This is a genomic window from Bacteriovorax sp. BAL6_X, from assembly GCF_000443995.1.
Lineage (GTDB): Bacteria > Bdellovibrionota > Bacteriovoracia > Bacteriovoracales > Bacteriovoracaceae > Halobacteriovorax_A.
This window is the reverse complement of the sequence record NZ_AUMC01000010.1, coordinates 255,002-271,344: the sequence shown is the minus strand read 5'-3', so window position 1 is coordinate 271,344 and position 16,343 is coordinate 255,002. Positions and strand designations below refer to the sequence as shown.

19 protein-coding genes are annotated in these 16,343 nt (G+C 36.1%); 5 read left to right on the top strand and 14 right to left on the bottom strand.

What is annotated here, in order from left to right:
• Positions 1-3: 3 nt before the first annotated feature.
• Both M902_RS11860 and M902_RS11855 read right to left on the bottom strand, forming a co-directional pair.
• Positions 4-795 (bottom strand): enoyl-CoA hydratase/isomerase family protein, encoded by a 792-nt coding sequence (locus tag M902_RS11860; protein ID WP_021268371.1) that lies wholly within the window; start codon positions 793-795, stop codon positions 4-6.
• Entirely contained in the window at positions 785-1,630 is an 846-nt protein-coding gene (locus M902_RS11855; RefSeq protein ID WP_021268197.1) for a 3-hydroxybutyryl-CoA dehydrogenase, read from the bottom strand. Before M902_RS11855 ends, M902_RS11860 begins: the two co-directional genes overlap by 11 nt.
• 227 nt (positions 1,631-1,857) lie before the next feature.
• On the opposite strand from M902_RS11855, the gene rpsT reads away from it, so the two are divergent.
• Positions 1,858-2,118 carry a 30S ribosomal protein S20 gene (rpsT, locus tag M902_RS11850; RefSeq protein ID WP_021268462.1) on the top strand — a complete coding sequence of 87 codons (261 nt, stop codon included), beginning with the start codon at positions 1,858-1,860 and terminating at the stop codon, positions 2,116-2,118.
• Between the two features lie 90 nt (positions 2,119-2,208).
• On the opposite strand, the gene M902_RS11845 is transcribed toward rpsT, so the two are convergent.
• Both M902_RS11845 and M902_RS11840 read right to left on the bottom strand, forming a co-directional pair.
• Positions 2,209-3,135 (bottom strand): hypothetical protein, encoded by a 927-nt coding sequence (locus tag M902_RS11845; RefSeq protein ID WP_021268007.1) that lies wholly within the window; start codon positions 3,133-3,135, stop codon positions 2,209-2,211.
• Positions 3,125-3,784 (bottom strand): hypothetical protein, encoded by a 660-nt coding sequence (locus tag M902_RS11840; RefSeq protein ID WP_021268732.1) that lies wholly within the window; start codon positions 3,782-3,784, stop codon positions 3,125-3,127. The genes M902_RS11845 and M902_RS11840 overlap by 11 nt, the downstream gene beginning before the upstream one ends.
• A 77-nt stretch (positions 3,785-3,861) precedes the next feature.
• On the opposite strand from M902_RS11840, the gene M902_RS11835 reads away from it, so the two are divergent.
• Positions 3,862-4,392 carry a DUF721 domain-containing protein gene (locus tag M902_RS11835; RefSeq protein WP_198011897.1) on the top strand — a complete coding sequence of 177 codons (531 nt, stop codon included), beginning with the start codon at positions 3,862-3,864 and terminating at the stop codon, positions 4,390-4,392.
• On the opposite strand, the gene M902_RS11830 is transcribed toward M902_RS11835, so the two are convergent.
• The 10 genes from M902_RS11830 to M902_RS11785 are packed head-to-tail and all read right to left on the bottom strand — an operon-like array spanning position 4,375 to position 13,805.
• Complete coding sequence (locus tag M902_RS11830; RefSeq protein WP_021268296.1) at positions 4,375-4,998, bottom strand: methyltransferase; 624 nt, start codon at positions 4,996-4,998, stop codon at positions 4,375-4,377. The genes M902_RS11835 and M902_RS11830 overlap by 18 nt on opposite strands.
• Positions 4,982-5,569, bottom strand: a complete 588-nt coding sequence (locus M902_RS11825) for a Sua5/YciO/YrdC/YwlC family protein (protein ID WP_021267865.1) — start codon at positions 5,567-5,569, stop codon at positions 4,982-4,984. Before M902_RS11825 ends, M902_RS11830 begins: the two co-directional genes overlap by 17 nt.
• Complete coding sequence (locus tag M902_RS11820) at positions 5,566-6,627, bottom strand: hypothetical protein (RefSeq protein WP_021268214.1); 1,062 nt, start codon at positions 6,625-6,627, stop codon at positions 5,566-5,568. The genes M902_RS11825 and M902_RS11820 overlap by 4 nt, the downstream gene beginning before the upstream one ends.
• A 29-nt stretch (positions 6,628-6,656) precedes the next feature.
• The gene (locus tag M902_RS11815) at positions 6,657-7,757 is read right to left on the bottom strand and encodes a hypothetical protein (RefSeq protein WP_021268073.1); all 1,101 of its coding nucleotides are present in this window, start codon (positions 7,755-7,757) and stop codon (positions 6,657-6,659) included.
• Between the two features lie 14 nt (positions 7,758-7,771).
• The gene (locus M902_RS11810) at positions 7,772-9,142 is read right to left on the bottom strand and encodes an MlaD family protein (protein ID WP_021268183.1); all 1,371 of its coding nucleotides are present in this window, start codon (positions 9,140-9,142) and stop codon (positions 7,772-7,774) included.
• A gap of 28 nt (positions 9,143-9,170) precedes the next feature.
• Positions 9,171-9,923: an ABC transporter ATP-binding protein gene (locus M902_RS11805; protein ID WP_021267763.1), complete on the bottom strand. Its 753-nt coding sequence runs from the start codon at positions 9,921-9,923 to the stop codon at positions 9,171-9,173.
• Between the two features lies 1 nt (position 9,924).
• Positions 9,925-10,725 carry an ABC transporter permease gene (locus tag M902_RS11800; protein WP_021267809.1) on the bottom strand — a complete coding sequence of 267 codons (801 nt, stop codon included), beginning with the start codon at positions 10,723-10,725 and terminating at the stop codon, positions 9,925-9,927.
• A gap of 37 nt (positions 10,726-10,762) precedes the next feature.
• Entirely contained in the window at positions 10,763-11,890 is a 1,128-nt protein-coding gene (gene alr / locus M902_RS11795; protein ID WP_040314758.1) for an alanine racemase, read from the bottom strand.
• Positions 11,887-13,239 (bottom strand): hypothetical protein, encoded by a 1,353-nt coding sequence (locus M902_RS11790; protein ID WP_021268066.1) that lies wholly within the window; start codon positions 13,237-13,239, stop codon positions 11,887-11,889. Before M902_RS11790 ends, alr begins: the two co-directional genes overlap by 4 nt.
• A 59-nt stretch (positions 13,240-13,298) precedes the next feature.
• A complete protein-coding gene (locus tag M902_RS11785; protein ID WP_021268430.1) occupies positions 13,299-13,805 on the bottom strand; it encodes a shikimate kinase in 507 nt (168 codons plus the stop codon).
• An 82-nt stretch (positions 13,806-13,887) separates the two neighbouring features.
• Between M902_RS11785 and M902_RS11780 the strand changes: the two genes are divergently transcribed.
• The 3 genes from M902_RS11780 (at position 13,888) to M902_RS11770 (ending at position 16,244) form a co-directional block, all read left to right on the top strand.
• Positions 13,888-14,475, top strand: coding sequence for a DUF177 domain-containing protein (locus tag M902_RS11780; protein ID WP_040314756.1), 588 nt, complete (start codon positions 13,888-13,890; stop codon positions 14,473-14,475).
• Between the two features lie 101 nt (positions 14,476-14,576).
• The gene (gene rpmF, locus M902_RS11775; protein ID WP_021268644.1) at positions 14,577-14,783 is read left to right on the top strand and encodes a 50S ribosomal protein L32; all 207 of its coding nucleotides are present in this window, start codon (positions 14,577-14,579) and stop codon (positions 14,781-14,783) included.
• A 150-nt stretch (positions 14,784-14,933) separates the two neighbouring features.
• The gene (locus M902_RS11770) at positions 14,934-16,244 is read left to right on the top strand and encodes a cytochrome-c peroxidase (protein ID WP_021267761.1); all 1,311 of its coding nucleotides are present in this window, start codon (positions 14,934-14,936) and stop codon (positions 16,242-16,244) included.
• Positions 16,245-16,343: the final 99 nt, after the last annotated feature.

Sequence of the window (16,343 nt, the reverse complement as noted above, 5' to 3'; positions counted from 1 at the left end):
TTATTATTCCCCTTTAAATACAGGTTTTCTTTTTTCAACAAAAGCCGCAGTCCCTTCTTTCATATCGTAAGAAGAAAAAATATCACCAAAGTGGCGTGCTTCAATATCTAGACCTTGTTCAATTGTAAGGTCATTACCTTCATTCATAATTTGTTTAGAAATTGCAATAGCATTTGGTGAGTTCTTAGCAATACTTTCTAAAGTATTCATTGCCTCATCAAGCATTTCTTGTTGCGTCTCAAATGAGCGAACAACAAGACCAATTTCTTTTGCTTCATTTATATCTACATTACGTCCAGTGTAGATAATTTCTTTAGCACGATTGCGACCAATCAGCTTAGCAAGTCTTTGAGTTCCACCAAAACCAGGTACGAGACCTAACTTAACTTCTGGTTGACCAAATACAGCAGTCTTAGTTGCGTAGATAAAGTCACATGCCATGGCCATTTCACAACCGCCACCAAGCGCAAAACCATTTACACAAGCAATAACTGGAATGTTTAGACCTTCTAGTAGAAGCGTTACATCTTGGCCAAGAGTTGAAAAGTCATGTCCTTCATCAACACTCATATCACTCATTTCTGCAATATCTGCACCGGCGATAAAAGCCTTCTCTCCAGCACCAGTGAAAATCATCCCCTTTAGATCATGACCTTCACTTAGCGAAGATAGAAAATCTTTTAGCTCATGAAGAACTTGGGAGTTAAGAGCATTATATTTCTTTTCACGGTTAACTTTTAAAACACCAAAGTCACCCATTTTTTCAAATGCAATTGTTTCAAAATTAGTACTCATAAACACCCTTCCCAACTTTACGTCCAAAACGCCCAGCTGTTACATATTTCTTAAGAAGTGGACATGGACGATACTTTGTATCACCTAGTCCATCGTGAAGAACTTCCATGATTGCAAGACAAGTATCAAGACCAATAAAGTCCGCAAGTTCAAGTGGTCCCATTGGTTGGTTACAACCAAGCTTCATGGCATCATCAATTCCCTTCGCTTGCGCAACACCTTCATAAAGTGTGTAGAATGCTTCGTTAATCATCGGCATAAGAATTCTATTAACAGCAAAGCCTGCTACATCATCTGCACGAACAACAGTTTTTCCCATTTTAGTAGCAGCTTCTTCAACAGCATCGATTGTTTCTGCACTTGTCTCAAGACCAGTGATTGTTTCAACAAGCTTCATAACAGGAACTGGATTCATGAAGTGCATTCCAGCAACTTTTTCAGGACGAGAAGTCGCAGCTGCAATTTCTGTAATAGAAATTGAAGAAGTGTTTGAAGCAAGGATTGCTTCAGGTTTTGCTATGTCATCTAATTGCTTAAAGATTTTAAATTTAATTTCTTTGTTTTCAGTTGCAGCTTCAATGAATAAGTCGCAATCCTTAAGATCGGCCATATCGGAAGTTGCTGTAAGGTTTGCTAGAGTTGTCTCAACATATGACTGCTCCCACTTTCCTTTAGTAACACCTTTGTCTAATTGCTTTTTTATAAAGTTGTAGCCGAACTCAAGGCCATCGGCCGAGATATCATACATAAAAACTTTATAGTCATTCATGGCGGCAACCTGAGCAATTCCACGGCCCATTTGCCCTGCTCCAATAACGGCAATTTGTTTAATCATTGTGTCTCCTTTGTATTGGCATTGAAAGTACCTAATTTAAAAGGGATCGTCCATTAAATTACTGGTAAATAGGGCCTTATTTGGTCCTATGGCCAACCTAGTACATTCAATAAATAATAGTGACTTGTCGTGTAATTTTAACTTTTCCCTTGCAAAAGGGCCCTAGTCAGATTATAAAAAGGGGCTTATTAATTAGATGTTGAACAAGTTAAACGTAGGAGTCGATTGTGGCAAACCACAAATCTGCAAAGAAAAGATCTAGACAATCAATTGTTAGAAACGAAAGAAATACTGCAAGAAAAACTGCTGTTAAATCAGCTGTTAAGAACGTAAGAAACGCTATTGAAGCAGGAAAAAAAGAAGAAGCATCATCTCTTCTAGTAACTGCACAAAAGCTTCTTTCTCGTCTTTCTAAGCATGGTGTTATCAAAGGTAACGCTGCTGGTAGAAAAACGTCTAGACTAGCTAGCCAAATCAACAAACTTTAATCTTTTACGAAAGTTTGAATATATAGAAAGCGGAGATTTTTCTCCGCTTTTTGTGTTTGTACTTACTTCTTAATATTTCTTAATATACTTCTAAATACTTAAGTATTCTCTTCTTAAACAGTCCCTTAACCAAAAATCCTTAGATTTCGCCATAATCTCAAAATTAATCATCTTTTGCTGAAAAGCTATTAATTCATCAAAGCCCCACTTACGAGAAGCGAGTTGAATTCCCCTATCATACTTACTTGGTGACTTTTTAGCGGCCAAGTACGAAGGATCTATAACCTTATTCACATGCCCCTGAAAAGAACGGAAAAAATCGAGATAGAGTCCAAAATCATCTTCAATTAGAAGTAGGTTTAAATAAAACCTTTTAAGATTTGATTGATTGAATAGATCGGCCTGATCAAAGAAGTCCAACTTCTTAACCTTAATTAATGATTTCGCCTTTTCAAGAGAGATTGCTCCCCTTTCATCAACATGGTGAGAAAGAATATGACAACAATTGAAATAGTCACTGGCATTATCTGGAACCGACTTCTCGATAAAGTTTTTAATTTGTGGTGAGATTTGAAAACCAAAGTAATTTGCGAATACATCGAGGTATTGGCCGAAGTGCCACGGCTTTGGAGCACTTAAAGAAAGTGATGTTAAGTCATCTTTTGGAAAACCTTTTGGAAGCCTTCCCTTCGTTATAAAAATAATCGATTCATTAATTAAATGACGATTATTATTAAAAGTTTCGAATGCATTTGCCTTAATATCTTGAGCATCAATAATGATGAATGGGCCAGAAGGGCCAAATAAACCACCTCCAGCTAAAAGCTCTTGCTCAATAAAGTCGAGACTAAACTCATGCGGCCAAAGTTTTTTTGCTTTCTTGGCCAAACTGTCGCAAATAATTTTTGAGGTAAATTCATCTGGGACACTTAAGTGGTAGACACCTTCAAAAGCTTCCAAAATAGAAACAATCTTATCAATTCCGCTAAGTTCAAAGCTTTGCTTTTTAGAAGGCATAAAGAAGCACCTCTCTAAAATCTTCTCCAAAATCCTTCGCATCATCTGCTAGAGACTTTTTAAATGTTCCTCTATTCTTAACACTTCTTAAAGGCGCAGAACTATCGATTCCTCCAACAGTATTTTCAATGATATATGAACTATTGATTGAGAACTTCTTTGAGAAGATACTACGTGGAAATTGCGAATGATCTAATTTATAAAATGATTCATAAAATTTAATTTCTTCAAAATTTGGTTTTTTAAAGACACTAACTTCAACTTCAAAATCATAGGCACCTTCAGTTGAAAGATAGAAGGCATTCCTATTCCCACTAAGCTGATTCTTTTGATCATCACTCATCAGGGTATCACCTTGTTCTCTGACTTCCTTACCGGCCATTTTCTTACTCGTAATTTCAGCAAGTAAAATAGCGTCACTGCGATAGTTCTTTCCAGTACGAACTCTTAAGTTACTAAATGAAGATAAGGTTTCAACAATTTGATCAGTATAAATTTGTGAAAGGCCAGTAATTCCCGTGTGATTCTTAACAACAAAAACTGTTACACTGTGAACACCTTGTGCTTCAAACGGATTACTTGAGTCACTAAAACGATACCCCGCACAAGAGCTCAATAAAAGGACGCTGATAAGTATAAGAAACTTCATATTACTAATATGCCTAGGATTAATGGAATCGTCTATTACTTTGACTGTAAGAGCCTATTTAATATATGATGCATGCTGTGAAAAACCTCAAAGACATCCTCAAAGATATTGATACTGACGGGCAATTAGCACGTTACAAGAACTATGCTCCAAAGAAAAAAGGACTTGGAAGTGTGGATCTTTTTGACTTCCTCGATCTGTCAAATTCATGGGATAAAATTGTTGGTCCAAGACTTTCACAATTTACAATTCCACTAAAGCTTAAGCACAAGTCTCTGACAATTTTAACTTCTCACCCTGTCTATGCTCAACAACTAAAATATATGGAAACAGAAATTATCAAATCGATTGGTAATGTTCTGCCACAAACAAAAGGCCATATCACAAAAGTATTCTTCCAAGTTGATAATCAATATTTCACAAAGAAGAAGTCTGCCGTTGTTAAGAAAGAGCAAGTAAAGAAAGAAGTTGAAAATAGACTTCACCCTCAATCGCCCGAATACAAGGCCATTATGCAGGCAGCAGAGAATGAGTTTAGAGATATTGGTGATAAGGACCTTAAAGAATCACTAAAGTCTTTATACTTTCAATTACGAACGAAGAAGTAAGTAGATTGAAAAGGCACTGGCCTCACTTACCTTCTCAACTCGATACTTAAGTGAAAGCTCTTTAATAACTCTGATGCTGTCTTTATCCTCACGGCAAACAAAGAAGAGTCTTCCATTAGCAGATAAAAGCTCAACACCTCTACTCAAAAGGCCATTTAGTTGTCCATCCTTATACTCTCGACAAATTCTTGTTCTTTCATCTTTTGGTGAACGGCCACTGGCGTGATGAAAGTAAGGAGGATTCATTACAATTAGATCATATCGATCTTGAGACTGTTCTAAATCTTTTAGAATATTACAAATATTGATATTGAAATCTGTATTAGGAAAGTATTCACTTACTTGGCCAATATTATTTTCAAGGTGCTTTCTGTAATCCTCTTGTCGTTCATAGAAATCAATAGAGCTCACCTTAAGAGAAGGGTCATCCATTATTTTTTGAAGAATCTCAAGAGAGATAACACCACTGCCACAGCATAGGTCTGCAACTCTTCCAGGACTAATAAAGTTTTCAATAAGATAGTTAACGACGAGATTTGCTAGTTCAATTGAATCACGTGAAAAACGATAAAACTCAGGTTGAGAATAATTAGTAATTAATTCCATGCCTATCTAAAGTTTTGAGAATATTTTGAATATCCTCACCTTCACGAATAATCTTTGCACTAAGACCAGAGATAAATACAATTGTCGAAGATTTACCACTTGGAACTAAGTACTCAGAACTAATAAAATTTGTTTTTGGACAATGCTTTTGCCAAAAGAGGTTCGCCTCATCAGAGTCACTAATCGGATCTTCACCAGTTAGATTTAAACTAGTAGAAGTTATAAAGCCAGGAAAATCCTTTATGCATTCATCGATAATCTCATTTTGAATTACGCGAAAACAGATATAATTTGTTTCATCAAATGGCCCTGATGGAAAGCTAATCTTCAAGCTGGCCTTAGGAATACCAACTGTAATTTGATACTTAAAAAGCTCATCAAATAATTCATCTAAACTTTCAGATCCACGAAAGTTTTGGACTATATTCTGTATATCATTTGTTAAGATACTTAAGGGCTTATTTATAGAAGTCCCCTTAATTTTAGCAATTAACTCATATGTTTCAATTTCAAATGGATTTCCACCAATTCCCCATACGGTATCAGTTGGATAGATAAAGATATTTTTCATAGATCGACCATTATATTCTTAATTATATTTTCGTCCCTTTGACCTAGATATAGTAAATGAAACGCAATCCAGCTACTATTTTTTTCACTTAACTTATTCGCCAAGTATGTTCTTTCAATACTAAAGATTGGCCTTTCAAAAAATAAGTCTTTCTTAATAAGCTCTCTCTTAAAGACAGGATTTCTTAGCCCAACAATTAAGGCCATCATCTTCTCAAAATTATAAGACTTATATGAAGTCGCTACTTTATTAATTAAATCATCTCTCTTCTTTCCAATATTAGGAATATTATACTCAAATAGAATATTCCCATAAGCATCGAATCCTTGAATAGCAGGTGTATTAAAATAGCGCTCAACTAGCTTCTGCTTCATCTTAAAATCATCAAGCTCTTGGACCCAAAACGGTGCGAGCTTAACTCCAAACTTATAACTTGATAGATCAAACTCTAGAGCAGATCCAAATGTCTGATTTAGAAGCTGTGTTAACTTTAATCGACTATCTCCTGTAGAGATATGAGTAAATTTTTTAAAAAGCATTAATTTATAAACTTCGTCTATACTTGAGTCATTTATAATATTAAATACTCTAATTAGAGCGGCTTCATATCGAGCTCTGGCTTGTTTTGGAATATTATTATTTATCCAAACAGGATAAAGCTCAATATTCCTCTTTAGAAGGTCAATGATAATGCCAGTGAGCCATTCTCCCTTATTAAGAGAAGATGCTATAACAATCTCTAACACAAGCTGATGAAAGTTGCTTCTTTCTAATTTTTTTAATAACTTTTGATGAGCTATTTTCTTACTATCGAATTTTATCTTGAGAGCACTTTCCAGCTCTTCAACCTGCTTCATTGAGCGGACTTCACTTTTATTCTTTAAAACTATATCAGAGTAAAAAAGTTCCTGACACTTAGTCTGGAATTCAATCCATTGATTTGAAGATTGACCAGATGTTGTGAAAGCATAAATTAAATTAAATTCAAATTTAGAAATATCAGAGCAATTAGTAGGTGGTGATTTTACAAACTCCGGCTTATATTCAACACCACTCAAAGATAAGTTATAAGATATATTAACAAAGTTTAAAAATATCTTTTTTTTTTATCAACTTGGAATTCTTGAGCAAGAACAGTTGTTGTCGGCATCTTGAATTGCATCTTAGAGAAAAGATCTTTCCCAACTAATTTCGAATAAAATTTCGAGATAAAGAAAAGTAAAATAATGAGTACACCAATTGCCAAATAAACGAAGCTATAATCACTCTTTCTTTTCTTCTTTTTGGATTTTCCTGATTTCTTCTTAACTTTCTTTTTTCTAGGTCGAGGCATTTCAACTACCTTCATAGGCTGAACACTATCCTCATCTTCATTTAAAACTGGAGCCGACTTTGGTAGATCGGCCAATTTTTCGCTCTCAAGTATAAGCCTAGCATCTTCAGCAATATTATCGAGGTCAGGTTTAGCCTCAGATTCCTCTTTTTGTACGTTAACTTCTGCTTCCGCTTCTGCAACTAGCAGGTCAATTTGGCTACCTGCTGAACTCTCTTCTTCCTTTTCAAGAGAAATTGTATTTTGAGTACTACCAACATCAGGAAAATCTAAATCATCATTACATGGTAGAATTATCTCTTCTTCCTCTTCAATATTCATGGCCAAAGCAACTTCTGACATACTTACACCAGAGTCCAGATCCTTTAGAGGACTTGCGTTTACAGGAGCATCGTGCTGTGGAAGAGTGTTATTGCTATAATCTATGGGCTCAGGAAAGTCGAGGTCACCATCTTCTGGTAACACGATCTCTTCATCATCTTCATTTGTACTAATCGAAATCGCTCCACTCGATGAAGCCTCAACTTGAGGAGTTGGAGGTGTCGATGGAACATCCTCTTTAAAATCCTTTATCTTATCAACGATACCAGTAGTCTTTACTAGTTTTGTTACACTAGAGGCCACCTTCGTTTTTGCTTCAGAAACCGGATTAAAATTCTGCTCTTCTTCGCCAAATAAGTAACGATTCAATAAGTCGTCTTCTTTAATCCAAAACCAATAACCATTACCACTACAGATTTCATCTTCATCCGTAAGAGTTCCATCTTGAACAAATTCGATAACTTTTTGTTTCGAAAGTGGGCCAAGAATCTTATTTGATTTTGTGCGAATTAGCCAATTTCTATTGTCCATCATCTATTTACTACATCCTATAGAAAGATTCCTATAAATCCTTTTAAGTCCTCATCATTAAACTTTAGACCAAGACTGTAGACCGCATGTGGGTCATTAATTAAATCCTCACCTTCGATTTTACCATAAAGTACATTCCAAAGTTGTAAATCTAGACCAACACGAATATTTGGCCCTACATCTTCACGATAATCAAAAACTTCTAGTGTCGATACCAGACCATAATCATCAAAATTATAATCCACAGCAAATCCACCATATGATTCAATTAGACCACCACGAAACGTCCAATTATCAATTCGTCGCCCAAGCTGAAGATTAAGAAGCACATCATTATACTTTCTCTTCTTTTCATCAACGGTAGTTGTCGTTCCACCAACTGTTGTTTCCGTAATTTTTCTTCTTTCTGGTCCAAACTCAGTCGTTGTTACACCAAGTAAATAGAAGCGACCTGGTGAAGGAAATATTCTAAGCTCAGCAGTTGTGTCCGTTTGCCCTGTTCCAGTATTAGCACCTGTATAAACAGAAAACTGTGTACGGATACTATCAACACGTCCAATAACTTTTTGTACACTTGCTAGAGTCGTTTTAACTTCATCAGCTATCTCTTCTTCAACTAAAAGTTTACCTACAGTTCCCTTCCCATCTTTTATATCTCTTACAAGGTCTTGGAGGTCTGCCATCATGCGATCTGTTTTCTTTAAGATTTCCTTAACGTCCGCGACAGCACTTTCTGGCTCATTAGCATCCGTCTGATATGCAATCTGATCAGAGAAAGCTTCTAAATTATTAACAATATTTTGAATCTTCTCATTATTTCGCCCAACCATATCGTTTAGCTTCGACGTCATCTCACGAGTATTTTCGAGTGTAAGCTGAACATCGCGAATAATCTTCTTCATGGCCGGTTCACCACCTTCAGGAACAAATGACTCTTTGATACTACCAACTAGAGTTTTCACATCTTGCATAACTTCAGTTGCATCTTTTAAGAGAGTTTCAATTCCTGCTTTTTCCTCCGCAATAATCTCAGAGCCATCAGGAAGTACTTCTTTTGAGTTTTCAATATAAATCTCTAAATACTTATCCCCTAGGAAACCAACTGAACGAATCTTAAGCTTAGATCCCTTTGTAATCCCTACTCTTGAAAGAACTTCAAAAGTAATTTCTGCTTTATTCCCAATAAGACGAATATCCTTAATTCTACCGGCATTAATACCGGCAACCTTAATTGGCGTTTTTGGAAAAATACCAGAAGCATCGCTAACCGTAGTGTAATACTCATTATAAGTTCCAAACCCTGATTGATTCGAAGTTACAACAAGTGACATGACAACGACAGCTATCATGGCAGTAAGGGCCATCAACCCTACTTTAAATTCATTCATTTTTAACCCTCTTCCCTAGGCTTAGTACTTACAGATTTATAAACTCTTGCACGAGCGGGTGCTTTGAATTTTTAAACTCTTTTGCAGGTAAGTACTCAACAATATTACCACGATTCAGGAAGGCAACGTAGTCGGAAATTTCCAGCGTTGCTTTTACATCGTGAGAAATAATAATTGACGTTAATCCTATATTTTTATGTTTATGGCCTGTATCGACAATTAAGTCGTTGACCATTTTTGTCGTAATTGGATCCAGACCAGTAGTTGGTTCATCATAGAGCATTACTTGTGGACTCAAGGCAAGTGCTCTTGCAAGACCAACCCTTTTTCTCATCCCACCAGAAAGTTCGCTTGGTAGCTTATCAAAAGAAATTTCTTGAAGTCCAACTGACTTAAGTAAACCGAACACTTTCTCTTCAACTTCCTCAGGACTCATTTTTGTAAATTCTTCTAATGGAAAGGCTACATTTTCATAAGTAGTTTTAGAATCAAAAAGCGCTGCATATTGAAAAAGCATTCCGTAATTTTGACGAAATCTTCTAAGCTCATCCTCTTCTAAGAGGGAAAGATCTTTACCTAAAACTTCAATCTTCCCAGAAGTTGGATGATGGAGTCCTAAGATATGTTTTAAAAGAGTTGACTTACCTGCTCCTGAGAATCCTAGAATTGTAGTAATACTTCCTCTTTCAATATCAAAACTTAGATCATTTAAAACTGTATGCTTACCAAAAGTCTTAGTTAAATTAGATATTTTTACTGACGAATCTTTAAAGTGTAACATTCTACATCACCTGCACTAAAAAGCTCGTTAAGAAATAGTCAAGAACGAGTACGGAGATCATTCCCCAAACAACAGCTAAATTAGTTCCCTTACCTACACCTTGGGCCCCTTTTGTAACAGAAAAGCCAAAGTATGTACCAATAACAGAAATAACAAAACCAAATACTGTTGCTTTAATAATCCCTTGAAAGATGTCTGAGACGTACATGAACTGACCAAGCTTTGAGAGATAGATTGCATCATCAATTTTTAATGCAATCGTACCAACAATATAAGAACCAATATTTCCAACAAGTAAAAAGAAAATAGACAGTAGTGGAAGTGAAAGTGTTCCTGCAACGATTCTTGGAACGGCAAGAAATTGAACACTACTAATGCCCATAACTTCTAGAGCATCAATTTGCTCCGTCACCTTCATTGTTCCTATCTGTGCGGCCATTGCTGCTCCTGCACGTCCAGCAACAATAAGTCCTGTTAAAACAGGTGCAAGCTCTTTTGCTAAAGTAATAGCAACAACTGGCCCAACTAATGAATCAACATTTATTAACTTAAAGCCAAAATAGGTCTGATAGGCCATAACCATTCCTGTAAATGATCCGGCCAAAAAAATAATGAATAAACTTTTATTGCCAATAAAATCCATCTGCTCAAAAAATAATTTAAAGCGATAAGGCCTTCTAGTTGCCCAATAGAAAAAGCTAACGATAAAATTCATTATCGTACCAAGGCCCGCAATATTTTTAATAAAGATACGGCCTAAGTTTTCATTAAAGATTACAAAACTTTTAAGTAAATAATTCATTACTGAAATTTTAAATGAAAAAGAGTGAAACTGCTACTTACTGGCGATAAATTTTGGGAATTCTTTCTGTTAAGTGAATAAACACTTCATAAGGAATTGTCTTAGACTCAAGGCAAATATTTGAAAAGTTTTCACCTTCCTGATCCCAAACCACGAATCTCTCCCCATTTTTTATTTCAAGACTTTGATTATTAAATAAAATTTGTCCCATATCCATATTCACTCGTCCTACAATTTGGCCGACTTCACTGCCATGTCTCAAGTGAACATTTTGGTAGCGAGTTGAAAACCCATCACCATAACCCAGAGCAAATATTCCGACGACCCCATCCGTTGGACATGGAGTTGCTCCGTATCCAATTGGCGTACCTCGATCAACTTTAAAACTATTAATAAAAGTTGTTTCGAGTCTTGAAATTAATTTTCCTTGCCAACAGCTCAAATGACTATATTGAGGAAGCAGTGATGTTGGCCCATACATCATAAGCCCCGGTCTGATATGTGTTTCTTCTAGTCCTACTTTTTGCTCAATAGCTCCAGAATTTGCTAGAGAAGACTTATCAATTTCAATTCCTGCGGCAGTTAATTGAGACTTTAATTCTCGCCAATTTTCCTTCTGCGCAAGATTTCTCTTATTCTTAATCATTGATAAACTTGAACTCGAGAAATGAGACATCAGATGATAAATACTGTTCCTACCAGATGCCTTGATTAGTTTAACGACTTCATCAACTCGATCAAGTCTTAAGCCTAAGCGATTCATACCCGTGTTAAATTTTAAACACAGTGGGAAAAATCTAAAGTCTTCCTGCTCTAAAAAATACTTCAAATTTGATTCATTTGATAAAACAGGAATTATACGGTTATTTAGATAGATGTCGGCTGCTTCTTGAAGATCGAGATTTACATCAGAGAAAACGTAAACTTCAAACTCTCCATTTGGTATTTCTTCACGAAGCCTTAATGCTTCACCAATACTAGCACAGCCAAATTCCTTTATTCCCAATTCAAAATACGCAAACTTAACGATAGGAACCATTCCATGGCCATAGGCATTTGCCTTAACCATAAAAAGGGCCTCATTATTTGGACAAATTTCTTTTAGTAGTTGATAGTTACTTGCAAGATTTGAGACGTTAATCTCCATGCAACTTTTTATTCTCATAATGTTCTTTCTTGAAACGATCTCTTAGATTTCAATTTTCTTGCAGTTGTTACCATTGAGTATTGAGAATACGGAACTTCAAATACGTTTAAAGACATTGATAGAATTAAGCTCTTATCCTTCCCTGAGAAATACTTTGCTAAACGAATATTCTTACAAAGATCTTTCGTTGCCTCAAAACTCTCATCAAAGAAGTCATTTTCAACATTTAAAATAATTGATTCAAAAGAGATATTATATATATTTGATAAATTAGTTACCTGCGATAAGTTGATCTTCATATCACGCCAAAAAGTTTCCCAATCAAAATCAAAGTCAGATCTTAACTCTAATAGGTCTGTAATTTCAGACGTATCTACTGCAATTAAATTTCTTCCGTGAGTAGTTTGAGAGATTTCTCCAAGGAGCTCAAACGGGCCTTGAACACTTGCAACTGCTGCAGAGTGAGTATTTGCATTGACGAGTTGTGAATAAACTCCACTAAGCAGAGACTCTACAACTTGCCAGTTAAAATTAAATAAATAATCGCGGTCTACTTCAAGTGCGACAACAGCTGTAATATCTTCTGCGTTAGCCGACATTGCAAGAGTGACAACAGGATTATGAACAAGGTTAGAAACAATATTTTTAACCATATTCATTCCGTTCTCATTGACACCATTTAGTCTAATATGGCCTAGCCAAATATCAGGGACATTGATATTTTTCATCCCATCGTACTTAACAGCACATAATTTATTTGTTTTTCGATTAAGTTCAAAGACCGTAATACTTGCGACGAATTCTTGTGGCTCAAATACATTTGCAACTAATGATTTAAAATCACTATTATCCTTATTAAAGTTTATCGAATCACAAACTTCAAAGAAGTCCTTTCCATACAAAGTCTTTGTTCTTTCACTCTCTAGACTAGCAACTAGTGCTTCTTGCTTATGACGATACTTATCGTGGAAAGCTTCAAACTGACTCACCTGTCTCATTAATGCTGTTTTGCGATTGTATTGATCGAGAACACCACGAACTTGAACAAGTAAATCGAGTCCCGTGAAAATTGAGCCAAGGCTTTCAATTTTTGCAACAGACTTAAGATCAGAATTTGAGTTAACAATGAACACTCTTTCAACTTTCTTTAGCTCTGGGCGATCAAATAGAGATTGGCCTTCGTAGTCCACATCTTGAGCGCGCACTAAAACTAAGTCATATTGTCTTTGAATATGAGATATTAGAAATGTGTTAGCATCATCAAATGAATCGATAAGAATATTGATATTTTTAAAGATTTTAGAAAATCCCTTACAATCTTCAATCATTGAAGAAAGAACGGCTACTTTTGGACTAATCATTGTCATGGCGCAAAAACTCCTTCTAAGGACATAACATCGTCTAAAATCGTATCAAAATACAAGGGCTATAGCAATTTTAAGAGCTCTTCTACTGTATTTATTTCTTGAATTTGGGACTGAGTTAGAAATAGATCACTTTTTTCATAGCGTGGAACACGTTTTTCATAAAGATCCTTCATGAAATCCATTCCATTCTTTGCTAGTGGGCGATTACCTTCTTTTTTAAGTCTCTCCCAACACTCTTCAAAAGTACTTTGAATATAAACTAGTTTTCCACCAACTTCAGAGATGAAATCAACAACATCTTGCTCATCGAGTGCTCCGGCCCCTAGTGAAATGAGGTAGTCATCTTTCATATTTTGATGAAGGAGCTTAATCATATCAATTTCGTCTTTGCGATACTCATCGATTCCAATGTCTTCGATATACCCAGCTAACGTGTCATAACCAGTACCCATGCGATTAAAGATTTCTTCATCTAAGTCAAATACTTGAAATTGATCGTTCTTAGATAACTTCTCACCAAATGTTGTTTTGCCGGCTCCAGAAAAGCCCGTTAGAAAGATTCTCATAAGTAAAAAAGTACACGATTACGTTCATAATGTCCCAATTTTCTTGCCTTTTGGCCCTTCGCAATATAAACAGAGAGTTCAAATGACAGAGGATAAAATGCAAATCGTAAATAAAGATAATACATTCTTGAAAGACTCAACCATCCTTATCTCTCGTGTTGGTGACGAATTTGAAACTTACCAACTAACTGATAAGGATAATGCATGGGTAAAATCAATTCTTGATGGCATCACAAAAGACTTCGATCCGGAAGTTAAGCCAGAAGGCCTTGAGCACTTAAATGTTGAGCTTCAACTAAAGAATGCTCGTGACTATACTTTTGGCGAGCACCTTATTGTAAAAGGAAAAGCTTCTGGAGCCTATACAGCAACTTGTGTTCGCTGCTTACTAGACACTCCCCAAGAGTTTGAAACTGAATTTACATGTGCTTTCATCAATAAGAGATATGAAGATGATCCAGTGTATGAGGAAGTCGACGAAATTTATATTTCAGATGAAACGGCCGATATGTTTTTTCATGAAAGAGGTAAGGCAGATCTAAGAGAAGCAGTAGCTGAAAATTGCTTTTTGGCCATAAATCACTACCCAGTTCATGACGCGGATTGCAAAGGTCTTTGCCAAACTTGTGGAGTCGACCTAAATACAGACAGTTGCGGACATAGCAATTAATTAGGCCTAACTTTTAGGCTTGTAATAATGAAGTGAGTAAGGTAATAAAGTAAGCTCACAATTGTAGTTAAATATTGAAGTTGAATATAACGGAGTAGAAAATGGCAGTACCTAAGAAGAAGACAAGTGTTTCAAGAAAAGGCCTAAGAAGAGCTGGACAAACACACAAGCTTTACGCGAACAATGTAGTTGTAGCTGATTCAACAACTGGTGAACTAACTAAGAAGGGATGTATCTCTCCATCTGGTTACTGGAAAGGTAAGAAAATCTTCGCTACAAAAGCAGACGCAGAAGAAGTAGAAGAATAAGATAATTCATTATTTTTCATATAAAAAAGCCCACTCTTTCGAGTGGGCTTTTTGCGTTTTAATTGATTTAAACAAAAACATAACGAAAATCAGTTTGACCCATCAAACTCTCTTTTAGTATAAGTTAGATACACAAACAGAGAGAGACGCATGAGATTACTTTTAACAATAGCATTCGTATTTAACACATTTGCATTATCACCTTTAGATGAAGCGCTTTCTAAGCTCATCAAAAAACACAACTTAACTTCCCTACCTGAATCACAATTACAAAACCAGAATGAAGTCATCCTAGGCTCAAGATTATTTGCAGAGGTTCGTCTTAGTGGAAATAAAGATATCACCTGTATGCACTGTCATCACCCAATGTTGGGAACAGGTGACAATATTCCATTCTCGATTGGAACAGGCGGTGCCGGACTTGGAAAAAGTCGTGTTCAAGATGGCAAAGGGCCCATCATCAAGCGCCATGCTCCAGCACTAATCAACCTTGGTTATGATGAAATCACTGATATGTTTTGGGACGGAAGAGTTCATGTAGACAGGACCAAGGGAGAATTTAAAACACCTAGTGCTGAGTTAAACGCTAAGACAGAATTAAATAAGAAGATTCGCAATGCACTTGCGGCGCAAGTTATCTTTCCTCTTCTTTCGGTTGAAGAGATGCTAGGAAAGGATAATGAAATCGCTTCTCAAAAAGGAGATCTAGCAAAATGGGATGCATATGTTCATCGCCTACTAAATGGATCTAAAAGTGCCATGTACCAAAACCTCTTCAAGAGGGCATACCCTAGAGACTTTGAAGCCGGAAAGATCGATATCTCACACGTTGCTAACTCACTTGCTGCCTTCATTACAAGAAACTTCAATCTTGTTGATACACCATATGACGAGTACTTAAACGGTGATCTAAGTGCATTAAATGAGTCTGAAAAAAGAGGACTTAAGACTTTCTTAGATAAAGGCGCATGCATCAATTGCCACAGTGGCCAACATTTAACAGACTGGGATTACAAGTCAATTGGGTTACCGCAAATTGGACCAATTAGCGCTACGGCAACTTTGAATGACAAAGGACGTTTTGAAGTAACAGGTAAAAAAGCAGATCAATATAATTTCAGGACACCACCACTTAGAAATATACACTTATCTGCTCCTTATATGCACAATGGTGCCTATGAGACCCTAGAAGAGGTTGTTGAGCACTATAATCACACTCGTGTGGCCATAAAAAACTATATTGTTAACGAAGTAACTCAAGGTCACTACGAAGAAAAAATCGTTAAAGATGAAAATTTTATTAACAATAAATTGCGATATCAGTTAATAAGCGATGACGATATTAGACGTCCTCTGCAACTAACAGAGGATGAAAAGGCAGACCTTGTTCAATTCCTAAAGACAGGATTGGCTTCACGCCGTCTACAAAGGCTTGAACAAGCTTCAAAACTTTTAAAATGAACGCAAGGCCACAAATGTGGCCTTTTTATGTAAATTTCACCTAAAAACACACAGTGTCAAATAATAACGCCCCTGCCCTTCCCCATCATTGTTATACTC

Coding starts and splice junctions, on each gene's coding strand:
- M902_RS11860 (WP_021268371.1), bottom strand. CDS start 795: ATGAGTACTAATTTTGAAACAATTGCATTTGAAAAAATGGGTGACTTT.
- M902_RS11855 (WP_021268197.1), bottom strand. CDS start 1,630: ATGATTAAACAAATTGCCGTTATTGGAGCAGGGCAAATGGGCCGTGGA.
- M902_RS11845 (WP_021268007.1), bottom strand. CDS start 3,135: ATGCCTTCTAAAAAGCAAAGCTTTGAACTTAGCGGAATTGATAAGATT.
- M902_RS11840 (WP_021268732.1), bottom strand. CDS start 3,784: ATGAAGTTTCTTATACTTATCAGCGTCCTTTTATTGAGCTCTTGTGCG.
- M902_RS11830 (WP_021268296.1), bottom strand. CDS start 4,998: ATGGAATTAATTACTAATTATTCTCAACCTGAGTTTTATCGTTTTTCA.
- M902_RS11825 (WP_021267865.1), bottom strand. CDS start 5,569: ATGAAAAATATCTTTATCTATCCAACTGATACCGTATGGGGAATTGGT.
- M902_RS11815 (WP_021268073.1), bottom strand. CDS start 7,757: ATGATGGACAATAGAAATTGGCTAATTCGCACAAAATCAAATAAGATT.
- M902_RS11810 (WP_021268183.1), bottom strand. CDS start 9,142: ATGAATGAATTTAAAGTAGGGTTGATGGCCCTTACTGCCATGATAGCT.
- M902_RS11805 (WP_021267763.1), bottom strand. CDS start 9,923: ATGTTACACTTTAAAGATTCGTCAGTAAAAATATCTAATTTAACTAAG.
- M902_RS11800 (WP_021267809.1), bottom strand. CDS start 10,725: ATGAATTATTTACTTAAAAGTTTTGTAATCTTTAATGAAAACTTAGGC.
- alr (WP_040314758.1), bottom strand. CDS start 11,890: ATGAGAATAAAAAGTTGCATGGAGATTAACGTCTCAAATCTTGCAAGT.
- M902_RS11790 (WP_021268066.1), bottom strand. CDS start 13,239: ATGACAATGATTAGTCCAAAAGTAGCCGTTCTTTCTTCAATGATTGAA.
- M902_RS11785 (WP_021268430.1), bottom strand. CDS start 13,805: ATGAGAATCTTTCTAACGGGCTTTTCTGGAGCCGGCAAAACAACATTT.
- M902_RS11780 (WP_040314756.1), top strand. CDS start 13,888: ATGACAGAGGATAAAATGCAAATCGTAAATAAAGATAATACATTCTTG.
- rpmF (WP_021268644.1), top strand. CDS start 14,577: ATGGCAGTACCTAAGAAGAAGACAAGTGTTTCAAGAAAAGGCCTAAGA.
- M902_RS11770 (WP_021267761.1), top strand. CDS start 14,934: ATGAGATTACTTTTAACAATAGCATTCGTATTTAACACATTTGCATTA.